10 protein-coding genes and 1 pseudogene are annotated in these 23,099 nt (G+C 42.8%); 3 read left to right on the top strand and 8 right to left on the bottom strand.

Annotated elements, in window-relative coordinates; translation table 11 throughout:
• Positions 1-132 precede the first annotated feature (132 nt).
• The 4 genes from KAI37_RS06445 to KAI37_RS06430 are packed head-to-tail and all read right to left on the bottom strand — an operon-like array spanning position 133 to position 3,702.
• Positions 133-1,020 carry a metal ABC transporter permease gene (locus tag KAI37_RS06445; RefSeq protein ID WP_220030933.1) on the bottom strand — a complete coding sequence of 296 codons (888 nt, stop codon included), beginning with the start codon at positions 1,018-1,020 and terminating at the stop codon, positions 133-135.
• Positions 1,017-1,946, bottom strand: coding sequence for a metal ABC transporter permease (locus KAI37_RS06440; protein WP_071639959.1), 930 nt, complete (start codon positions 1,944-1,946; stop codon positions 1,017-1,019). The genes KAI37_RS06445 and KAI37_RS06440 overlap by 4 nt, the downstream gene beginning before the upstream one ends.
• A gap of 5 nt (positions 1,947-1,951) precedes the next feature.
• On the bottom strand, positions 1,952-2,716 hold the full coding sequence (locus KAI37_RS06435) for a metal ABC transporter ATP-binding protein (RefSeq protein WP_023987614.1): 765 nt from the start codon (positions 2,714-2,716) through the stop codon (positions 1,952-1,954).
• A 14-nt stretch (positions 2,717-2,730) separates the two neighbouring features.
• Positions 2,731-3,702, bottom strand: a complete 972-nt coding sequence (locus tag KAI37_RS06430; protein WP_068939875.1) for a metal ABC transporter solute-binding protein, Zn/Mn family — start codon at positions 3,700-3,702, stop codon at positions 2,731-2,733.
• A 235-nt stretch (positions 3,703-3,937) separates the two neighbouring features.
• Between KAI37_RS06430 and KAI37_RS06425 the strand changes: the two genes are divergently transcribed.
• Positions 3,938-4,714 (top strand): DUF3153 domain-containing protein, encoded by a 777-nt coding sequence (locus KAI37_RS06425; protein WP_071639957.1) that lies wholly within the window; start codon positions 3,938-3,940, stop codon positions 4,712-4,714.
• A gap of 192 nt (positions 4,715-4,906) precedes the next feature.
• On the opposite strand, the gene KAI37_RS06420 is transcribed toward KAI37_RS06425, so the two are convergent.
• The 3 genes from KAI37_RS06420 to KAI37_RS06410 form a co-directional block, all read right to left on the bottom strand.
• Positions 4,907-5,332: a thiol-disulfide oxidoreductase DCC family protein gene (locus tag KAI37_RS06420; RefSeq protein WP_076292454.1), complete on the bottom strand. Its 426-nt coding sequence runs from the start codon at positions 5,330-5,332 to the stop codon at positions 4,907-4,909.
• A gap of 129 nt (positions 5,333-5,461) precedes the next feature.
• Complete coding sequence (locus tag KAI37_RS06415) at positions 5,462-5,788, bottom strand: hypothetical protein (RefSeq protein ID WP_013309265.1); 327 nt, start codon at positions 5,786-5,788, stop codon at positions 5,462-5,464.
• A gap of 123 nt (positions 5,789-5,911) precedes the next feature.
• Entirely contained in the window at positions 5,912-6,331 is a 420-nt protein-coding gene (locus KAI37_RS06410; protein ID WP_013309264.1) for an organic hydroperoxide resistance protein, read from the bottom strand.
• Positions 6,332-6,595: 264 nt separating this feature from the next.
• Between KAI37_RS06410 and KAI37_RS06405 the strand changes: the two are divergent.
• Positions 6,596-6,888, top strand: a pseudogene (locus tag KAI37_RS06405) (manganese catalase family protein); the annotation flags it as partial.
• A gap of 211 nt (positions 6,889-7,099) precedes the next feature.
• Positions 7,100-8,419: an Nramp family divalent metal transporter gene (locus tag KAI37_RS06400; RefSeq protein ID WP_071639954.1), complete on the top strand. Its 1,320-nt coding sequence runs from the start codon at positions 7,100-7,102 to the stop codon at positions 8,417-8,419.
• A 76-nt stretch (positions 8,420-8,495) separates the two neighbouring features.
• Here KAI37_RS06400 and KAI37_RS06395 read toward each other — a convergent pair whose 3' ends face one another.
• The gene (locus tag KAI37_RS06395; RefSeq protein WP_220030932.1) at positions 8,496-23,087 is read right to left on the bottom strand and encodes a non-ribosomal peptide synthetase; all 14,592 of its coding nucleotides are present in this window, start codon (positions 23,085-23,087) and stop codon (positions 8,496-8,498) included.
• Positions 23,088-23,099 lie beyond the last annotated feature (12 nt).

Here is a 23,099-nt window from a genome sequence, read left to right as displayed (position 1 = left end):
TCAAGATGATCAATCAAGCTTGCCTCAAAAAAAGCCGCACAGGGCAGTATAAGCGCAAAAAACGTGCATTCAGGTCTCTTATGCCTGAATGCACGCTATTTTGGGTAACTCATATGGGATCACTTCCTACAATCACTTGCTATCTTCGCCAACGATCCCCCGTTGTTGAAATAACTTTTGCCATACCACACCGTGAGACGGGGAAAAGAGAAATACCAAAAGCAGCAACACACCCGATATACACAGCATACATGCCGCAATAGAAGCATCCAATACACTTGCTGTGTAAAAACCTGCGACCGAGCTGATGGCTCCAAATCCTACGCTGTATACAATCATACGGGACAACTTCTCCGTCAGCAAATAAGCGGTAAGAGGCGGTACAACGAGCATGCCAACCACCAGAATTGCACCCACGCTCTCAAATGACGCCACCGTCGTTAGTGAGACGAGACTCATCAGCAGATAATGAAAAAAAACAACTGGAATGCCTAATGAAGCTGCCAAGGCGGGATCGAAGGAAGTAATTTTAAATTGCTTGAAAAAGCCCCCTATCACGATCAAATTGATCAAAAACATCGCGCCCGTAATCCACACAGCCCTCGGACCGACATCGAAGCCGGCTATCTCTAACGTATTCCACGGCACATAAGCAATTTCCCCATATAAAACGTGATCCATATCCAGATGGACATTGGAAGCAAACACGCTGACCAGCAATACACCGATAGCAAACAATGTCGTAAACACTACCCCAATGGCAGCATCACTTTGCAGACCGCTTTGTTGGAACAGCTGAATCAGGTATACCGATAGAAGACCCAACACTGCCGCACCAAACATCATCCACACCGAATCTCTCGATCCGCTGATGAGAAAGGCAATGACAATCCCCGGCAGTACCGCATGACTGATTGCATCACCGATCATAGCCATTTTTCGGAGCACGAGAAAGCACCCAACGATACTACATCCCCCTGCCACTAACATTCCCGTCAAAATTACATAAAATGAACTCATAGGGCACGCTCCTCCCTTGGCTGTGTACCGACTGCCTGCTCCAGATTTTTTCTGGCGTTCAACCGAACGATAGCCTTGGAGATCATCCCGCGTTGCGGCGCAAAAATCAAGCTCACTCCAAACACCACAGTCGCACACAACACGCATAACGGTCCTGTAGGCAGATTTTGTCCCAGAGAGCTAATGACCGTCCCACCAAGGCCTGCTATAGCACCAAACAAGCCTGATAGGCATACCATGACACCGAGTTTCTCTGTCCAGTATCTTGCTGACACGGCCGGGGTAATCAGCAGAGCAGCCATCATAATGACTCCCACGGCCTGAATGCCAGCAACCACCGCAATGACAATCAATAGCATCAACAACTTATCCAGCAAACCTGCCGGAAAACCAAGTCCGCGGGCAAAGCCGGGATCAAAGCTGAGCAGCTTAAATTCCTTGAAAAATAATATACATATTCCGATGAGAACCACCGAAATTACCGCCATCGTATAAACATCAGACAATACCATTGCCGCAGCTTGACCAAATAGAAATTTATCCAACCCGCTTTGGTTTCCTGCGCCACTATGCTGGATTTCGGTCAACAGCATAATACCGAAGCCAAAAAATACGGACAGCACCGCTGCAATCGCTGAATCACTTTTAATTCGCGAATACCGGGTTAACGCACTGATGGCAAAGGTCGCAACAATCCCTGCAATGGCGGCCCCAATCATAAATCCAAACACGGATTTTGTACCTGTGATCATAAAAGCCACACATACCCCCGGCAAAGCCGCATGTGCCAAAGCATCTCCCATGAGCGACTGCTTGCGCAAATACATAAAACTGCCAATTACCCCGCTGCTTAAACCGAGTAAAATGCATCCCAGCAAAATCCACTGCATGTTTGGGTCGGTCAAAAGCGTTGCCAAGCTTGTCATACTGCTCACCTCACTCCGAGTATCGTACCGGAATCCGGGCCTGTTTTGAGTATACTCAGACGCCCGCCATACGTACGCTGCAGATTTTCCTCGGTAAAAATATCTGTCGTCTCTCCAAACGCCATCAGATGCCCGTTCAACAGCATAACCTGATCAAAATAATCCGTGACTGTAGATAAATCATGATGAACGACAAGCACGGTTTTACCCTGCTGTTTCAGATCGTTGAGCAATGAAATAATGGCTTTTTCTGTTGCAGCGTCCACACCGACAAACGGTTCATCCATAAAATAAAGCTGAGCATCCTGCGCGAGTGCTCTGGCTAAAAAAACACGTTGTTGCTGACCGCCAGACAATTGACTAATCTGTCTGTCTGCATATTTGCTCATTCCAACTTTATCCAAACTCTCCATCGCAGCCTGACGATCTGCTGCTCCCGGACGCTTAAACCAGCCTAATCTGCCATACCGTCCCATCATAACCACATCCAATGCGTTCGTCGGAAAATCCCAATCCACCGACTCCCGCTGTGGTACATAGCCAACCTTGAGTAGCTGTTGCTTATAGGGCTTACCGTAGACCAGCACTTCGCCCCTAAGCTTTGGAATCAGTCCAAGCGCTGCCTTAATCAGCGTAGATTTCCCAGCCCCGTTCGGACCGATAATACCAATCAGCTTGCCTTCTGGCACTTCAAAGGAAACATCGAACAAAACGGGCTTTTTTTGATAAGCTACCGATAAATCACGAACGACAAGTGGTGAATGCCCCATGTATCTTTGCCTCCTTATTTAAGAGCTTTAACAATCGTATTGACGTTATGCTTGACCATTCCAATATATGTTCCATCTTCTGTGCCCTCTTCACCCATGGCATCCGAATAGAGCTCGCCACCAACCTTAATTGTATGGCCTTGCTGAGCGGCCCCCTGAATAACCGCATCTATGGCCTTTCTCGGAACACTAGATTCTACGAATATAGCCTTGATTTTATGCTCCACCAAATAATCTCGCAGCTTGGTCACATCTTGAGAACCCGCTTCTGACTCTGTGCTCATACCTTGAAGTCCTCTCACTTGAATGTGGTAGGCATCTCCGAAATAGCCGAAAGCATCATGTGCTGTGACAAGCACGCGCTGGGCTTCCGGTATACTGGCAATCTGCTCTCTCGTGTAATCGTCCAGCTCTCGCAGCTCAGTGAGATAGGCTTCTGCGTTGGCTTTATACTCCTCCGCATGAACAGCGTCAAGCGCCGATAATTCATCTCTGACGGTTTCTACCGCAGACATCCAGTTCTGTACGTTAAACCAGATATGTGGATCATGCTCAGATCCCATTTCCGGACTACCTGCACGCAACTGATCCTGTGCGATGTTTTTGGACACGGGTATGACGGGTTTTTGCTTGCTGATTTTCTCCAGAATGTCCTGCATTTTTCCTTCCAGATGCAACCCGTTATAAAAAATAACGTCGGCCTGATCCAGCTTGCGCATATCTCCCTGAGAAGCCTTGTACAAATGCGGGTCAACGCCTGACTTCATAATTCCCGTGACCTCCACATGATCACCGCCGACCTTGCCGACAATGTCAGAGATCATACCGATGGTAGCCGTAGCCTTTATTTTTTGTCCAGCCTCTCTCGCAGTTCCCTGCTCCTTCTTCTTAGCATCGGTACATGCAGTCGCTAGAACCAGAGCTAGAGACAATACACCAACTGTCGTTACCCATCGCGGCAAAGCCTTCTTAAACTGCTTGTTCATGTTTTAAAATCCTCCTCTGAATTTCGTCTTGGGACAAACTATTTCCTTGATTCAATTATTTTTTATCAATACTATATTTTAGAGTATACACTAAAGTTTTTACCTAGGGAAACATTTTATAAAATATAATTCTTGTGCATTTCGTTATACCGTTCGATTTTCGTTCTCCCAATGTGTAATATATAGAAGATATCCAGTCGTTAAACCAAAGAATACATATAAAGAGGTGTAGGTCGTGGAGCCAACAGGATACAGCCCTTATCGGAACAAACGTCGGCAAGTTCGGATACGAAAAATACTGCTCATTTTTATGCTGGTGTGCTGTCTGCTTGCCCTAACTTCCTGTGCTCGAGGTGACATCCATGTAGATGTTCATCTCGATCAAAGTGTAGATATGGATGCAACGTTCAGTGTAAACAACCAGACACTGATGATGTTGGACAATCCCGGGCTGCTAGATCGATTAGTCAAGCGTATTCAAAGCAACAATGTAGATGTACAGCCGCTAGCTGAACAGGGAAGAAAGGGATATCAAATCAAGGGACATTATCAAGGAGATTGGAGCACAAACAAAAAAAATCCCAGTCAGGGATTAAATCTACCTGAGGGATTAGAAATAAAGCGCGCTGTGAGCCAACATTTTTTCACAACGAATATTGATCTTACCATGAAGCTCGATCTACCACGCATGCTTCCTGAAGAAGCTCAAGGACTGAGTGACAAATTTGAGCAAATGAATGTGTTAGCGCGCAAATTACTGGAGCGGCAGCTGGATCTTAACTTCAGCCTATCCTTACCCATCCAACCTGCTACCAATAATGCGGACCGTGTGTCGGAAGACGGAAAAACACTGTATTGGGACATTGCTCCTTTGGAATCTAACGAGCTAAAATTGTCTGTTAACGTACCCAATGTACGACATATCGTGTATGTAGCTGTTACGAGCCTGATACTGATCGTGCTCGCTGTGATCTTACTAATTCGTAGACATCGCTCCAAAAAAGAAACTTAAAAAAGCAACTAAAAGTGCGTGTTCAAAAAGTCGGCTTTTCAGGACCGAGAAGGTTGGATGAAGCTAGGGACTGAGTAGCGGAGCGTAGACAGATCTACGTGAGCAACGGAAGGCCCGGCTGAATTCAAGATTCGACGTCGAATCCGCTTCTTGAATAGCTTCGTTATGGAAAGACGACTTTTTGAACAACCTCTAAAAAAATCGTTGTCTAATTTCTGGTGGGGGGATCTGACATTGATCCTCTTCATCCTTGCCAAACCAACGATATCGGTTACGCGCCACCCAGTTATAGACGGCATTGCGCACAAAGCGGGGAACCAGGATGAGCACATAGGCCAGCGGATATGGAAAACGAAGATGTTTGGCAATTCGTAAAGCTGCGGTTGACCTTGTATAATACGTACCGTCTTCAATCAGCACGAACGTATCCAGCTGATCTGTAGATAGTCCTCCTGCACGTAATAGTTCTTGTCCTGCCTCAGATTGCAGGGAACCAAAATGAAATGTTCCCTTAGGGTCACGCTTGATAATAAAGCGTGCCGCTCCCTGACAAAAATGGCATACCCCATCCACCAACACAATGGAGTGATCTGAATGAGCATGATCAGACTGGTTCATAAATCATTTCACCTCCAGGGAAATCAATGGCATGAATACCAACAGCACAACCATATGAATATAAACAAAAAAACGCCGAAAGTATCCGACGCTTGTTTAGAAATGTATAGTCTTTACCTGTTCGAAAAACTAGCTCAATGCTTTCTCAAACAGCTGTTTCGTATTAATTTGCTCTAAAAACTCCTCATGGAACTTATCCATACACTTGCAGATAAAATCCTTATGGCATACCGGGCAAGGCGTCGTTAGCAGTCGACTAATATTCGTCAAGGTCCACTCCGGATGACGTTGAGAAAAAACGCGGCACTCCGTTCCATCGGCCAAACTCATTTTAAACTCATAAAGCCCTTCTTTTTCGTTGCTGCCAGCCAGCGTGAAATTAACAATATTCGGTCTGTAAGACATCATATCACCCGTATTTTTCAAATTTGTTTCGTACCTGATGACCAGAATCACCTAAGCCATCTTAATGAATTTTGGCGATGATGTCAAATGGTCGTGAATCTCAGCGAATCAAGATCTATGCGCAAAGGCCCCCGATAAATCGGCGGCCAGAGTGTAAAAGTTATAGAAATGCAGTCAAATGACATTAAGCTCGACATCAATGTTACCGCGTGTCGCTTTGGAGTACGGACAAAAATCATGCGCTTGGCGTGCCAAATCTTCGGCCTGGGCGCGTTCAATACCGGGTATTTTCACATCCAGACGTACCGCCAGCTGGAAGCCGCCATCACTTGGGTCCTTGCCGATAGATACGTGGCTGGTGACCTCAACATTGTCCACCTTCACCTTAGCCTTTCGGGCTACGTTAGCCAATGCGCTCTCATAGCAGGCACCATAGCCTGCCGCAAACAATTGCTCCGGATTCGTAGCTTCTCCACCTGCGCCACCCAGCTCCTTCGGCGTACTGAGCTTATGCTTCAAAACCCCATCAGATGAAGCGACTGAACCGTCTCTTCCACCATGTACCGTTGCTGATGCCGTGTATAATGCTTCCATGATTTCATCTCTCCTTCTCTATATCATTTTACATTTCGCAGGAATCCATCGTCATGTTAAGACATGATTACCTTCTCGTATGTACTTTAAACGAACTACACAAAATGAATCATTTAAAACATGGAAGTTAACTAATTTATTTACCGTTTAATTCCACCTCACCTTGTTTACACTATATGTTATAAGCCCCTAACTTGATGGGCCGTCTACATTCACCATTTAGGAGGTAAAAGACTATGTTCATGCGCATGAATCGTTTATTGATACGAAATGACTGACAACCCTGTCGCACGCGAGATCGTAGGCTACTTGCTGGTGCGGGGTGAAGTCCATGTGATGGCCTATGTCAAAGCGTTGGAAAAGCTTACAGGCGTAGAAATGACCAAAATGCTTCCGATTCCGAACTTGGAGAATAAGGCCTTTTCTGAAACGCGTAAATTCGAAGAAAAGGATTGCACCGGGCTATTTATCGTTTCAGTCCGAATAACTACAAGGAAATTGATAAAATATGGAGCGGCGTTCACCCGGAAGATGGACAACAATTTAAAAAAATCCAAAACGACCAAGCTGCTCCCCTCAGAGCGATATAGCTTGGTTTTTCTATTGTTCTGCTTTATACGATGGCTATATTGCTTCAAAAATACGATTAACTTGCTTGACCACACAAAAGTTGCACTAGACAAAAACTATTGTGAGTGTACAATAGGGATAACACAATAGTTATGTCACTAATAATATATTTCAACAACAATAAAGAAGGTGAAGCGTATGAAAAATACAAAGGGTAACTTCGCGGAAATCGCTTCACTGTCGGAAGTGAATCGTTCCTTGAGCGTCCCGAAAGACGGGACCTGGTTTCGGAAGTTTCTTGCCTTTGCTGGACCCGGCTATATGGTCGCAGTCGGCTATATGGACCCCGGCAACTGGGCCACAGACATCGCTGGCGGATCAAAATTCGGCTACACGCTGCTTAGTGTCATTCTAATCTCCAACCTGATGGCCATCCTGCTGCAAGCCTTATCCGGCAAGCTTGGCATTGCCACAGGTAAAGATTTGGCTCAAATGTGCCGTGATGCCTATAGTCGTCCTGTCGCCATCGGCTTATGGCTCTTGTGCGAAATTGCCATTGCAGCCATGGATTTGGCCGAGGTCATCGGTTCAGCCATTGCGCTGAAGCTGCTGTTTGGTCTACCGTTACTATACGGAGTCATCATTACCGCATTTGACGTCATGCTTATTTTACTGCTGCAAAACAAAGGTTTTCGGGCATTGGAAACACTCGTCATTGTGCTGATGGCGACGATTGCCGGCTGTTTTGGCATTAATCTCATTTTGGCACAACCGGAATGGGGCGGCGTATTGGGCGGCTTTGTACCAGACTCGCAAATTTTGACGAATCCGAGCATGCTGTATATTGCCATCGGTATTATGGGCGCTACCGTAATGCCGCATAACCTGTATCTGCATTCTTCTATTGTACAAACTCGCAAATTTGAGCAGACTTCAGCAGGTAAACGGGAAGCTATTACATTTGCAACTTGGGATTCCAGTATAGCGCTGATGTTCGCTTTATTTATTAATGCCGCCATCTTGATCGTGGCAGCTGCTGTATTCCATACGGCAGGAAGAACAGATGTAGCCGAAATTAGTGATGCCTATTATCTGCTTTCGCCACTACTGGGAACCACACTGGCGAGCATACTATTTGGGGTGGCGTTACTCGCCTCAGGTCAAAATTCAACCGTAACAGGCACTTTAGCTGGACAAATCGTGATGGAGGGTTTTTTGAATCTTCGTCTTTCACCTTGGTTGCGTCGTCTAGTGACCCGCCTCATCGCGATCATTCCAGCGGTCATCGTCACTGCCATCGCAGGGGAAAAAGGTGCGGAGGAACTGCTTGTACTGAGCCAGGTCATCCTGTCCATCCAGCTTCCCTTTGCCATCATTCCATTACTGCTCTTTACCAGCGACAAAAAGATCATGGGTGAATTCGCAAATAAAATGTGGCAAAAAGTATTAACCTGGATCGTGACCGCTGTCATTATCATCTTGAATGTGGTGCTCATTGTACAAACGATATCAGGTTGACAGACCGTTTGGATACAACCATTAAAAAGAGGTATTCCACAGGCCAAAACAGCCAAGGAACACCTCTTTTTATCGTTTATTTTTCCAATGTGTTTAGAATCAACTCTGCATTCTGTTCAACAAATGTAGCATCAAGCATGCTTTCATGATCTCCATAACCATCACAAATGGAATACTCTCCACTTGTAGAATGCTCCCACATTCGGATATCTCCACGTATATGTTTACTTTGACTCTGAAGAGATTTAATAACATGAATATGAGCGGCAACTTGTCCAGAATTCATTAAATTATCCAAATACGCATAGTATCTTTGAATCTTCTCGCCAACATGGCGATGGAAAAAATCTCCTTCACTTTGCAATTGTGGATATTTTTCTAACATAAGATCTACCGTTTCTTTCGCATATTTACAACTCTCTTCCGTTGTAAGCCGCTCTGAATTTATTTCTGTAATGTAAAATGAGTCCAATAAAATGAGCTGGCGAACCTTATCCCCCTGTTTTTCAAGAGCTTTTGTAATTTCAAAAGCCAAATTGCCTCCCGCTGAAATCCCTAGAAATACGTAAGGTCCCTCTGGCTGAACTTCTTTTATAAGACGGATATATTCTGCAATGAGACGGTTCTGTTCGATCTCAAGAAAGTTGAAACTGTACAATCGATAGGAACCAAGGAATTCAGCAAGCCTTTGATATACAACCCCTAAAGCAACTACCGGCGGAAAACAAAATATGTTTCGGTCTCCTTCTCCCTGTGGATTAAACAACATTCTTTCGTTAGAAAGGTCACTAATCTGCGTCTCAGGTGAAGAAACTAGGGACGCCATCTCTCGAATAGTTGGTGTCACAAATATCTGTCGAATTGGAAGCTCTATTCCGTGCCCTGTAGCTAATCTCGCCACAAATTTAATTACACTTGTCGAATCCACCCCCAGTTCAAATAAAGAATCGTCTATGCTAATGGAACTGTACTCTAAAATCTCTTCCCAGATTCGTACCATAATACACTCCATCTCCGTCACTGGAGCTTCATATTTCTTTTGAAATATGGTTTTAGCCGATGGCTCTGGCAGTGCTTTTCGGTCTAATTTACCATTAGGTGTTAAAGGAATTTGTTCAAGACCAATAAAATGGGTAGGCACCATGTAATTTGGCAATGTATGACTAATACCTTCTTTAATATCCTGGATGCTCAAACTTGGTTGGGTCACAATATACGCGCACAGTATTTTATTTCCTCTCGAATCCGGGGTATACAAAACCACTGCTTCCTTTACTCCAATAATTTGAAGAATTTGATTTTCGATTTCGCCAAGCTCTACACGATAACCACGGATTTTTACTTGCTGATCGTTACGTCCCAAAAATTCGATATATCCATTTGAATTCAGAATTCCTTGGTCTCCGGTGCGATATAACCTACCAAACTTCGGATGGTCTAAGAATGAAGATGCTGTTTTTTCTTCTTCGTGAAGATAACCTTTGGCTAAACCAGCGCCTCCAATGTAAAGCTCACCTTTTACACCTACTGGACAGAGTTCCTGATCGTAATTCAATACATAATAGGTTTGGTTAGCTAATGGCATACCGTAAGGTATGGAGGCCCAGTCTTCATGCACTTCATATACAGGATAATAAATGGACCAAATAGAAGCCTCTGTTGCCCCGCCCATACTTACTACGTTCGCGTGAATAAATTGTCTGCGAATTTTATCCGGTAGACTGAGAGGTACCCAGTCTCCACTAAGAATGACCAAACGCAAAGAACTGTTTTTCTTACGCGATCCAGACGACGAAGGCATATTATTCCAGTAATAACATCTTTCCTCTTCTTCTCCAAGCACATGGTTCAACATCAAGTCCATTATAGCTGGTACGGAGTTCCAAATTGTAATTTTATGTTCCTCGAGTGTCTTTGCAACTTCAGTAATATCACGTTGATCATCAATAAGTACGATAGCCGCTCCAACCGCTAACGCTCCAAATAGATCATAAACCGATAAATCGAAACACATGGATGACAATCCAATTATGCGATCCTGCTCATTCACATTGAATTTACGATTAATATCCTGCACCGTATTAGCTACTGCCCCATGTGTAACAATGACTCCTTTAGGTTGGCCTGTACTGCCTGAAGTATAAATCACGTAGGCTACATCATCAGGATCATGTTCGACCGGGAGTGCTTCACCAGAATAAACTGCTAATCCTTCCTTAACGTATAGATCCGGTTCCAACGTTAATTTACAACCACTGTGATCCCTAATATATTCACGACGTTCCTCCGGATAATCAGGATCAATCGGCACATAAGCCGCTCCGGCCTTCAATATACCTATTATATTCACAATGGTTTCGATACTCCGATTGGCTAATACACTAATAAAATCTCCACGACACACGCCATGTTCATGTAAATAGCGAGCCACCCTATTCGAACGTTCATTTAACTCCTGATAAGTGATGTGGCTGTTCTTATAAATCACCGCAAATGCCTCTGGCCAACGAACAACCTGCTGTTCAAACAAGGAATCGAGTGTAGAGCTTGGAATTTCTTCACAAGTATCATTAAAAGCTGAAATCAGATGATGATTCTCACGTCCCCATGGGAACCTATTTGCCGCATCTGAGTTTAAGGAAAATTCCAGCAGCATAAAGTACTGGTCAAACATCGCTTTAATTAATTCCGAATCAAACAGTTGTTCAACATAATCCCAAGTGATCGTGAGTCCGCCATCTACTTCCAGAACCTGATAATCTAAAAAAACTTGAGAGGTTTGAGAAACCGCTGTCTTTACATCCCCCATAAAATAAATAGACTCATCTGTACCTTTTCCTGTATCCAGTAACATGCTTGTGAATACAATGGGCATCGCTGCCTTATGGGTTTCAGCACCACGTTGGCGTATTATCTCTCTGATAAATTGAATTCCGTCGTAGTGCCTATGTTCGAGCGCCTCCATCAACACGTTTTGCACGGATTCAGCTTGCTCCCAGAAAGATTTTCCTCCTTCAAGCGTGATGTCAAGCAACATAACAGACGTAAAGTCGCCAATCATCTTATATACATCTTTATGAAATGGATAACGATTAAAAATAGTACAATTGAGCGCTAATTGAGATTGATTGCTCCAGTAAGACAACACTTTGGCAAATACAGTACATAGTACTGCAGTTGGTGTCAGGTGATTCTTTTGTGAAACTTGCTTTAGCTTTTCGTATAGTTCCCTATTTAAGTGTTTGGTTGCCCTTTTGAAGCGCGGTTGTACAATCATGCTTGGAAAGGAAATATACGGCAAGGAAGGTGGATCAGGAAAGTTATTCAATTTGTTCATCCAATACTGCCGATCCCTCTTATATATTTCCGAAGATTTGAATGCCGTATAAGCCATCATATAATCTCTGAAAGTAATATCCACACCTGCCAGATCTAAGTCTGGATCATGGTAAAATTTCATAATTTCCTGGTGAATAAATTGAAAGCTCGCCCCATCCGTTATTAACATGTCATAACCAATAAAAAGATAAAACGTTTCTGTAGAACATTGATAAGCCTTATACTCGAATAGAGGCCACTGATCAGTCTTGAAAATGTAGTGAGACATGCGCTCTCTTTCCGTCAGTATTCTCTGTTCCTGAGCTTCCTTGGAGAGATCCTCTATCGGGATAATCTCAATTTGGTATTCTGGCATATGATCTAATATTTTTTGCTGTCCGCTCGGCAAAATAATCGTCCGAAGCATAGTATGACGTTCAATAACTTTTTGTAGAGCTCGATTAAACCGATTCATGTTCAATGAAGTTTCTAACTCAATATATACGTGTGTCGACACTCCACCCATTTCAAAATGGTTCTCGCGTCCCATCAGATAAGCCATCTGTACATCAGTTAACGGAAACGGTTCATACATATGTTCCGGATCAGGTGTTAACTCCGGATACACGATGGCCGCTTGTGTATCTACGCCTTCCTCGATCCGTTCTGACAGCTTCGCTATGGTATAATGCTGCAGAAAGTCTCGTAGATTCAAATCTATTCCCATTTCCCTACTTATTCTTGTTCGGATTTGCACCATCAGAATCGAATTTCCACCCAATTCAAAGAAATGATCATGGATTCCAATTCGTTCGACTCCCAATACCTCTTTCCATATTTTCGTCAGTTTCTGTTCCGTTTCATTTCGTGCTTCTTCGTATTTCAACTCCATTTGCTGCTCCACATTCGGCATCGGCAACTCTCTTCGATTTACCTTGCCATTAGGGGATAATGGTATTTTCTCCAGTTCGATATAATACGACGGCACCATATAATTCGGTAGTTCTCGCTGTAAATATATTCGCAGTTCCTCTGAGGTTACTTCCTCCCCATCTGGAACATAGTATGCACATAGAAATGCGTGATTGCGGTCATCCCTTTGTTCCATCACCACTGCATTTTTGATGAATTCATGTGCTAGCAGACGCCCTTCAATTTCTCCTAACTCTACTCGGTACCCCCGAATCTTTACTTGCTGATCCTTCCGTCCCTGAAATTCGATATAACCTGCCGGACGCCATACTCCATAATCTCCGGTTCGGTATAATCGGCCCAGCTCTGGATGTTCCACGAAAGATTCTTGGGTTTTCCGTTCATCATTCAGATAACCTGCTGCAAGCCCCATCCCACCAATGTACAGTTCCCCTTGTACATGGACTGGGCAAGGCTTTAGCTCATAGTTCAGTACATACACCTGCTGGTTCGCCAGCGGTCTACCATAAGGAATCGAGGCGGTCTGTCCATCCCATTCCCTGATTGGGTAGTAGATGGACCAGATTGAGGCTTCTGTTGCTCCTCCCAGGCTAATCACTTCTGCATGCGGACAATGTCGCTTTATTTTCTCAGGCAGCTGTAGCGGTATCCAGTCCCCGCTGAGTAACACCGTTCGAATTCCATCATTGTAAAAGTCAGCCGTGACGTTGGCGAGTACCATTTCCATAATAGCCGGTACGGAATTCCATAGGGTGATGCCTTGATGCTCTATCGTGTATATTACATCATCGACATCCCGCTGATCGTCAATCAATACCAATGCCGCTCCGGCTGCCAAAGCACCAAATAGATCATACACGGACAGATCAAAACACATAGAGGACAAACCTATCATCCGGTCTTGCTCATGAATACCGAATTTATGATTAATATCCTGAATCGTATTGGCTGCTGCTCCATGAGTTGTGATTACGCCCTTGGGTCGGCCTGTGCTGCCCGACGTATAGATCACATACGCCACATCGTCCGGATGATACTCAGTCGGCAGAGCTTCGTCTGAATATCCTGCTACTCCGGCTGTATCGTACAACTCCGGTTCTACAGTTAGCTTACATTGACTGTGCTCGTGAATGTAGTAGCGCCGTTCTTCCGGATAGTCCGGATCTACCGGTACATAAGCTGCTCCGGCTTTTAAAATACCTATAACGTTAGCAACAGTTGCTATACTCCGACTCGCCAATACGCTAACATAATCACCACGACATACACCCTGCCCTTGCAAGTAACGGGCTATTTGATTTGAACGTTTCTGCAGTTCTCCATACGTAAAGCATTCATCCTTGTGCATTAATGCTACTACTTCTGGAGTGCGTACTGCTTGCTCCTCGAACAGGCCATGCAAGGTGGTGTATGGTATCGGTTTCTCTGTATTATTGTAGCTCTCCATCAACTTCGTTTCTTGTTCAGTAATTCTCATGCAATTAGTATTCAGAGTTAGTGTATCAATATATTGCTTGAACATTGAATGAATTACATTTTCATCAAATAGTTGCTCAACATAGTCCCAAACGATTCTCAACGAACCATTGTCCTCAAAAAGTTGGTGATCCAAATACACTTGAGACGTCTGTCCGGCCCCCAATTGTATCTCACCTAGTTCATACCAACTAACTTCGCCTCTTTCCTTGCTCCCCAGCAGCATGCTTGTAAAAACAACAGGCATAACAGCACGATTACCATAATTATGGTATTTAGATATTTCCCGTATCAATTCAATACCATCATAATGCCGATGCTCAAGTGATTCTAAAAGGCATTCCTGGATCCGTTTAGCTCTCTCCCAATACCCTTTCTCGGATCTGAAATCAATTTCTATTAAAATTACGGAAGTAAAATCCCCAATCATGTCTTTTACGTCTTGATGAAACGGCAGTCTGTTGAAAACGGTCAAACTCACGGCTAAATGAGGCTGATTACTCCAAAAAGCCATCACTTCTGCATAAGCAGTAAGAAGAGCGGCTGTAGGCGTTATATTGTACTGATACGCCTGCTTTTTAATTTTCTCCCAGGTTTCTCTATCGATTTCTTGCTCCAGACGGCAAAAACGAGGCTTAGTCACACCGGACGGATCCGCTTTCAAAGGAAGTTCCGGAGCTGAAGGAAAATCCTCCAATTTATTCAACCAATACAGTTTGTCCTTTGTATAGGTTTCTGAATTTTTAAAATGCTGCAATGCCAAAATATAGTCCCTAAATGTGCTCTGTAACTGTGATGGCATCCAATTGGGCTCATGATAGAATTTAACCAGCAGCTTGCCGATCAGCTGAATACTTGCTCCATCCGTAATCAACATATCGTAGCTGACAAATAAATAATGAATTCCTTCAGATAATTTAAAAGCTTTATATTCAAAGAGCGGCCATTGGTCTGTTGGAAATACATAATGAGACATTCTCTCTCTTTCTGACACTATCCGTTCTTGTTGCTCAGACGAACTCATATGGGTAAGGTCAACCACTGTTATTCGATATTCCGGTACGTTCTCCAGAATAACCTGCTCTCCGGTAGGAAATACGACTGCGCGCATCATGGGTTGATGTTTAATGACCTGTTGTAATGCACAATTAAGTCTGTCTAAATCAAAGTCTGTTTTGATTTCAGTATATCCATGCGTTGACACTCCACCCAGCTCAAAATGGTTTTCGCGTCCCATCAGATAGGCCATTTGCACGTCCGTTAGCGGAAACGGTTCATACATATGCTCCGGATCAGGTATTAACTCCGGATACACGATGGCCGCTTGTGTATCTACACCTTCCTTCATCCGTTCTGACAGCTTCGCTATGGTATAATGCTGCAGAAAGTCTCGTAGATTCAAATCGTTTCCCATTTCCCTGCTTATTCTTGTTCGGATTTGCACCATCAGAATCGAATTTCCACCCAGTTCAAAGAAATGATCATGGATTCCAATTCGTTCGACTCCCAATACCTCTTTCCATATTTCCGTCAGTTTCTGCTCTGTTTCATTACGTGCTTCTTCGTATTTCGAATCCATTTGCTTCTCCACATCCGGGATCGGCAGCTCTCTTCGATTCACCTTGCCATTAGGAGATAACGGTATTTTCTCCAGTTCCATATAATGCGACGGCACCATATAATTCGGCAGTTCCCGTTGTAAATATATTCGCAGTTCCTCCGGGGTCACTTCCTCCTCATCTGGAACATAGTATGCACATAGAAATGCATGATTGCGGTCATCCCTTTGTTCCATCACCACTGCATTTTTGATGAATTCATGTGCCAGCAGGCGTCCTTCAATTTCTCCCAGCTCTACCCGATACCCCCGGATCTTGACCTGCTGATCCTTCCGTCCCTGAAATTCGATATAGCCTGCAGGACGCCATACTCCATAATCTCCGGTTCGGTATAATCGGCCCAGCTCTGGATGTTCCACAAACGATTCCTGGGTTTTCCGTTCATCATTTAAATAACCTACCGCAAGCCCCCTCCCACCAATGTACAGTTCCCCTTGTACATCCGCCGGACAAGGCTTTAACTCATAGTTCAGCACATACATCTGCTGGTTCGCTAGCGGTCTGCCATAAGGTATCGATGCGGTCTGTCTATCCCATTCCTTGATTGGGTAGTAGATGGACCAAATTGAGGCTTCTGTTGCTCCTCCCAGGCTAATCACTTCTGCATGCGGACAATGTCGCTTTATTTTCTCAGGCAGCTGTAGCGGTATCCAGTCCCCACTGAGCAACACCGTTCGAATTCCATTATTGTAAAAGTTAGCCGTGACGTTGGCGAGCACCATTTCCATAATAGCCGGTACGGAATTCCATAGGGTGATCCCTTGATGCTCTATCGTGTAGATGACATCATCAACATCCCGTTGATCGTCAATCAATACCAATGCCGCTCCGGCTGCCAAGGCACCGAACAGATCATATACAGACAGATCAAAACACATGGAGGACAAACCTATCATTCGGTCTTGCTCATGGATTCCGAATTTATGATTTATATCCTGAATCGTATTGGCTGCTGCTCCGTGTGTTGTGATCACGCCCTTCGGTCGGCCTGTACTGCCCGATGTATAGATTACATACGCCACATCGTCTGGATGATAATCCATCGGAAGAGCTTCGTCAGAATATTCTGCTACGCCGGCTGTATCGTACAACTCCGGTTCTACAGTCAGCTTACATTGACTGTGCTCGTGAATGTAGTGGCGCCGTTCTTCCGGATAGTCCGGATCCACCGGTACATAAGCTGCTCCGGCTTTTAAAATACCTATAACGTTAGCAACAGTTGCTATACTTCGGGTTGCCAATACGCTAACATAATCACCACGACATACACCCTGCTCTTGCAAATAGCGGGAAATCTGATTCGAACGTTTCTGCAGTTCTCCATACGTAAGGCATTCATCCTTATGCATTAAGGCCACTGCTTCTGGAGTACGCGCTGCCTGCTCCTCGAACAACCCATGCAAGGTGCTAGGCGGTACAGCCTTGTTCGTATTGTTGTATAATCGGATAGCTTCCTCATTCTCTATTTCAATTTCCAGATTCGAAGAATAAATTGCTTTTAACAAAAGAGAATCAATGATTTGCGTAAACTGTCTGAACATACCTTCAATCATTTCTGGCGAAAACAATTCCTCTACATAATCCCAAAATAACCATAATTCATCCGCTACTAACGTAGCCTGAAAATCAATATAGACCTGTGAGGTTTGCGTTATTCCTGTTTTCAAGTTTCCTAATTGTTCAAGACCGGGTATGCGTTCTGTTTTATTTTCAGAAAGCACAGAGGTAAAAACATACGGAAATACAGCCTTTCCATGTCTAATCCCATGATGTCTCACAATATCCCTAATAAACTCAACACCCTCATAGTGGCGATGCTCCAATGCATCAATTAATACAGACTGAACATCTTTGGCCTTTTCCCACAATGACGTACCAGGTTTAAATGAAATGCCGAGCAACAGGTTTGATGTAAAGTCACCTACAATATGTTCTACCTGTTCATGAAAGGGATAACGATTAAAGACTGTAAGATTAATGGACAAGTTCTCTTGATTGCCCCACATGGAAAGAAGATATGAATAAATGGTCGCAAGCAAAGCAGATGGGGTCACTCCATTTTGTAAAGCCAGCTTTTTTAAAGAAATCCACTGTTGTTGATTGTATATCTTCTCTTTTCTTTGAAATTTTGGTGCTGTTATTTGTTCTGGATTACATTGTAAAGGGAGAACAGGCGCTAATGGAAAATCTTCAATTTTATTAAGCCAGTATTTTCGATCCAGCTCATATATTTCAGAGTGCTTCAAATCTAAATAAGCAAGAACATAATCGCGGAAGCTGAAGTCCAATTGGGGCAATTCGGCATTCGGATTGTGATAGAAATACATCAGATCACGACCGATAATATCCATACTTGCTGCATCAGCAATGAGCAAATCCCTGCCCATACATAATAGACATTTATTATTCTCAAGCTGAAAAGCCTTAAATTCGAACATCGGCCACTGTTCAGGAACAAACACATGGTGTGACATCCGGCTTCGCTCCAGATGAATTCGTTCCTCTTGTTCTCTTCTTGTCAGGAATCGAAGATCTTCTATAGCCATTTGATATTCAGGCACGTCTTTAAGAATAACCTGCTCGCCGCTTGGCATGATAATTGCTCTTAGCATCGGGTGTCTCTGAATGACTTTATTCAAGCATTGATTAAAATGCATCATGTCAACGTCAGTCTCCACCTCGGTATATACATGAGTGGAAACGCCGCCCATTTCAAGCTCATCATTTCGACCTAGAAAATATGCCATCTGAATATCAGTTAGCGCAAAAGGAGCGTATATTTGTGCTAAATCGGGAAGCGCTGTCGGGTATATTTTTTCACTAAGCTCTCTTGTTCCACATGTTATGCAATGATTAATAATTTCTAAGAGATGATTCTTGAAATTCAGGGCAACTTCGGTCAGTGTATCTTCATCATATTCATGCTTATTGTATATAAAAGAAATTCTTAGCTCGTCCTCCATGACTGCTGCCGTTATATCAATGGAATAACTTCGCTCTGATTGCGGATCAAGCATTTGGCCCTGAGACATATCAGAAAGCGTAAAAACTCCCTGATCTATACTTTGGGAAAATTCACCTAAATAGTTAAAGCAAACTTCAGGACGAAGTTTCCACTTCATTACTTTATTGTGTTCCAGAGCAGTAACATATCTTAATAAACCGTATCCGATCCCTTTTTTCGGAATTTGGCGCAATGTTTGTTTTACATGTTGAACAGTATCCTGTACAGAGCAAGATAACGGAAGATCAATTACTACAGGATACATTGTTGTAAACCAACCGATCGTCCGAGAGACATTATTATCAGGGACTATATCTTCTCTCCCATGCCCCTCCAAACCGATAAGAATCTGGGTATGATCTGTCCAATCTCGGAATGCACTCCCTAATGCGGCTAACAATATATCATTAATTTCCGTATTGTAAGCCTGATTGGAATGACGAAGCAGATTGTCTGTGTCCTGCTTGGATAGTTGCATATTAATCGATCTCGTATCCTTGATAAAGTTGGTTGAACATGTGTGATCCTTAGGCAGAGGCTCAATATGCCGCTGATCCATATTCATCCAGTATGGAATCTCATCAAGTAATACCGAACTGTTCGCATACTCCTCCAGTGCGCTAGCCCAGCTCTTATAGGAAGTCGTCCTATACGGTAATGAAGGCTTTTCTCCAGAACTAAGCTGTTTATAAACCTGTGTGATATCTTCCAGCAATATTCGCCAAGAAACACCGTCGATTACTAGATGGTGCGCAACAATAAGGAGATGATCCCCTTCAATGGTTTGGAATAGTCCCAATTTCAGTAGAGGGCCTGTAGTTAAATCCATACTCATATGAATCTTTTCTGAAAAATTTGCGATACGATCCCTTACATCAAATTCACTTGATAGATCTACAACCTGCAACCAAGCTGACCCTTTCATTTCCTGATTTGTTTGTACAATAGAGTCTTGCTCGCTTGCATACATCATACGCAGAGCATCATGATGATAAATAATATAATTCATCGTTTCTTGAAGGATGTCAGGTTCAAATCCTTCTTTTCTATACAACATAAAAGACTGATTCCAATGATGCCGTTGTATCCCCTGATGTTCAAAAAACCACTTTTGAATAGGCGTAAGCGGAACGATCCCTTCAACGACACTCTGATCTACAACTTTTGTTTGTACAGCCAACACCTGAGTTAATTGTGCAATCGTCGGATTCGCAAAAATATCTTTAATTCCGATATGCACCTTATGACGTTGTAAACGTGATGACACTTGAATGGCTTTGATAGAATCTCCCCCAAGCGCAAAAAAATGGTCGTGAATACCCACTTTTTCTACACCCAGAACTTCTTTCCATATCTCTGATGTCACTCTTTCAATATGATTTCTTGGGGGTGTGTAGCCTGTAGATACCTTTACTGTGATGTCCGGTATTGGTAAATTCCTACGATCAATCTTTCCGCTTTGCGATAGTGGGAATCTGTCTAACTTTATAAAATAAGACGGCACCATATAATCTGGAAAAGACTGGACAAGATAGTCTTTTATAGCATTTTCATCAATAGATTGAGATCCAATAATATATGCGCATAAATATCCATTATTTTCGCCATCCATACATAATGTAACTAATACTTGCTGAATACCTGCATATTGTAGGAGAACGTTTTCTATTTCTCCAGTTTCAATTCGGTACCCCCGGATTTTGATCTGAAAGTCTTTTCTCCCCATGTACTCAATATTTCCATCATTCATCCATCTTGTTAAATCGCCTGTTTTGTACATATGTTGACCGATTCTAAATGGATCTCTTACAAATTTCTCTTTTGTTGCTTCAGGAAGATTCACATATCCTGCTGCTACGCCTGTACCCGAAATACATAATTCTCCTGCTACACCAACTGGCTGTAGTTGATCATCCTGGTCTATAATATACATTTGAATATTATCTATCGGCTTGCCGATTGGGATGGAATCCATCTTAAAATCAGAAGGACAATCAAAATAAGAATCGTGTATAGTACCTTCAGTCGGTCCATATAGATTAGAGAAAACAATGCTTTTATCTCTTCTCCATACATCGTTAAACCGTTGAACATGCCTGCATGTCAGTGCTTCTCCACTGGTAAACACTTTTTGTATAGATGATAAACGCTGAATATGTCCTTCCCCATATTCCAAATAGTCTAAAAATGCATGTAACATGGATGGCACAAAGTGGATTACAGTTACTTTTTTTTGTTCAACTGTATGGATTATGCTCTCAGGATCTTTTTCAGCTCCAGGCTCCAACAAACATAGAGTCGCTGCACCCTGAAAATACCACCAGCACAATTCAAACACGGACACATCAAAAGTGTAAGCTGTTTTTTGCATGATAACATCCGCTTCTGTGATCGAATACTTTCGTTGCATCCACAACATATTGTTGACAACGGACCGATGCTGTACTATTACCCCTTTCGGCTTGCCGGTAGAACCTGATGTGTATATGATGTAGGCCACATCATCAGGATGATTAACACAATTAAGATTGGTGTTATCCTCGTTATCAGACAAACTTATATCCATGAGCAGGATTTCTATTTCTAAACCTACAAGGCGTTCATTCCATCTTGTCTTTGTTAAGACAAGGTTAGTTCCACTGTCTTGCAGCATATAACGAACACGGTCTTTGGGATAGTCGGGATCAATAGGTATATAAGCACCACCAGCCTTATGAATCGCCAATATAGCTATGATCATTTCAAATGATCTTTCAACCATTATTCCAACGCTCTGGTTACTACATACTCCCTTGCGTCGTAGTATTCTGGCTAATTGATTGGCACGTTTGTTAACCTCTTCATAGCTCATATTTTCTTCACCAAGGATCAGGGCGGTTTTGTCAGGATAAGCTATAGCTCTGTCCTCAAAAAATTCGTGTAAATTTTTCAGGTCAGAAAAAACATGTTCTGTGTTGTTGAATTCTGTTAATATGCGTTCTTTTTCATCTGGTGTGAGAATTGAAATATTTCTAACAAGTATATGTGGATTTTCAGTGATGGCAGTTGTGACTGCACGAATATGTCCAGCAATCTTTTGAATATCTTCATTTGAATAGCAAAATGCATTATATTTTAAGCATACAGATATTTCCTCAGAGGGTATCACAATGATATTGAAATCATAGTTTGTCTGATCTTTTAATTCAAAATCATAGATTTTCAACTCATGTACATGCTGTCCGTCTAATAAATTGAATTCCAAAGGTACATTTTCAAAAACTACAATATGATTAACTAAATTCTCTTTCAGAGGCGTAGGCGCTTGTATCTTCATCAGAGGATAATGACTATGCTCTTGGGACTCAATCATTTGCTCATGGATTAATGACAACAGGTCTTCAAAATGGATATCTTGCTCGAACTTTATTCTTACTGGATTGGTATTGATAAATATTCCGATCATTTGGTCGATTCCAGAAACCGCTGCATGCCTTCCTGAAACGACTGTCCCAAAAACCACATCATTGGTATTATTATATCTTTTTAGCACGATGCTCCAGATTGCTTGAATAACAGCGTTCATCGTTACACGATAGGCAAGTGCCAATTCCTTAAGTTTTTTAGTCATTTCCCGATCGAAGGTAAACTTAACTTGTTCCTGCAAATAACCTTCCTTTTTCTGTTTTGGTTTCCATGGTAGACCAGTAGACTGTTCAATCCCCTCTAAATACTGGTTCCAGTATAAACTTGCAGAATCTTGATCCTGTTGTTTAAGCCATTCGATATAATTTTGAAAAGAGTGGATTTCCTTTAGATCAGGTGATCGTTGCGCAGATAAGGCACTGTATATTTCAAAAAGCTCTTGTACTATCGCACTCAAGCTCCAACCATCCACAATAATATGATGAAAGCTTAGAAGTAACCGAAAATGTTGCAGGTCCGTCTGAAATACAGTAAGCCGAACAAGCATTTCAGCAGTTACATCGAAACCTTTAATTTTTTCCTCACTAGCATAATGAGATATAAATTCCATCTGACTATTATGATTCATTTCAGTCAAATCTTGAAAAATCATTCTATTTTCCAGATGGTCTACGACCATTTGAATGGGTCGCTTCGCTTTATCAACATTAAAAAGCGTACGGAAAACATCATGTCGCTGTACAAGCAATTGCATACTCTTATTCATAATGTCTAGTGAGAGAGGCCCTTCCACACTGAAAAAAAGCTGAACTATAAAATTACCCTGATTTTCTTCACGCAATGTATGGTACAGAATTCCTTCCTGCATTGGTGTTAGCGAATAAATCTTTTGTAAAAGTTGTTTAGACGACATGACTAGTTCCCT

The sequence above is a fragment of the Paenibacillus sp. S25 genome (assembly GCF_019454085.1).
In the GTDB taxonomy this organism is placed as follows: Bacteria; Bacillota; Bacilli; order Paenibacillales; family Paenibacillaceae; genus Paenibacillus; species Paenibacillus polymyxa_B.
This window is presented reverse-complemented; position numbering and strand designations above follow the sequence as displayed.

Bases quoted from the DNA above. Each gene is read 5' to 3' on its own strand.
- KAI37_RS06420 (WP_076292454.1), bottom strand. From the start codon at position 5,332: ATGAACCAGTCTGATCATGCTCATTCAGATCACTCCATTGTGTTGGTG.
- KAI37_RS06440 (WP_071639959.1), bottom strand. From the start codon at position 1,946: ATGACAAGCTTGGCAACGCTTTTGACCGACCCAAACATGCAGTGGATT.
- KAI37_RS06430 (WP_068939875.1), bottom strand. From the start codon at position 3,702: ATGAACAAGCAGTTTAAGAAGGCTTTGCCGCGATGGGTAACGACAGTT.
- KAI37_RS06410 (WP_013309264.1), bottom strand. From the start codon at position 6,331: ATGGAAGCATTATACACGGCATCAGCAACGGTACATGGTGGAAGAGAC.
- KAI37_RS06400 (WP_071639954.1), top strand. From the start codon at position 7,100: ATGAAAAATACAAAGGGTAACTTCGCGGAAATCGCTTCACTGTCGGAA.
- KAI37_RS06395 (WP_220030932.1), bottom strand. From the start codon at position 23,087: ATGTCGTCTAAACAACTTTTACAAAAGATTTATTCGCTAACACCAATG.
- KAI37_RS06435 (WP_023987614.1), bottom strand. From the start codon at position 2,716: ATGGGGCATTCACCACTTGTCGTTCGTGATTTATCGGTAGCTTATCAA.
- KAI37_RS06445 (WP_220030933.1), bottom strand. From the start codon at position 1,020: ATGAGTTCATTTTATGTAATTTTGACGGGAATGTTAGTGGCAGGGGGA.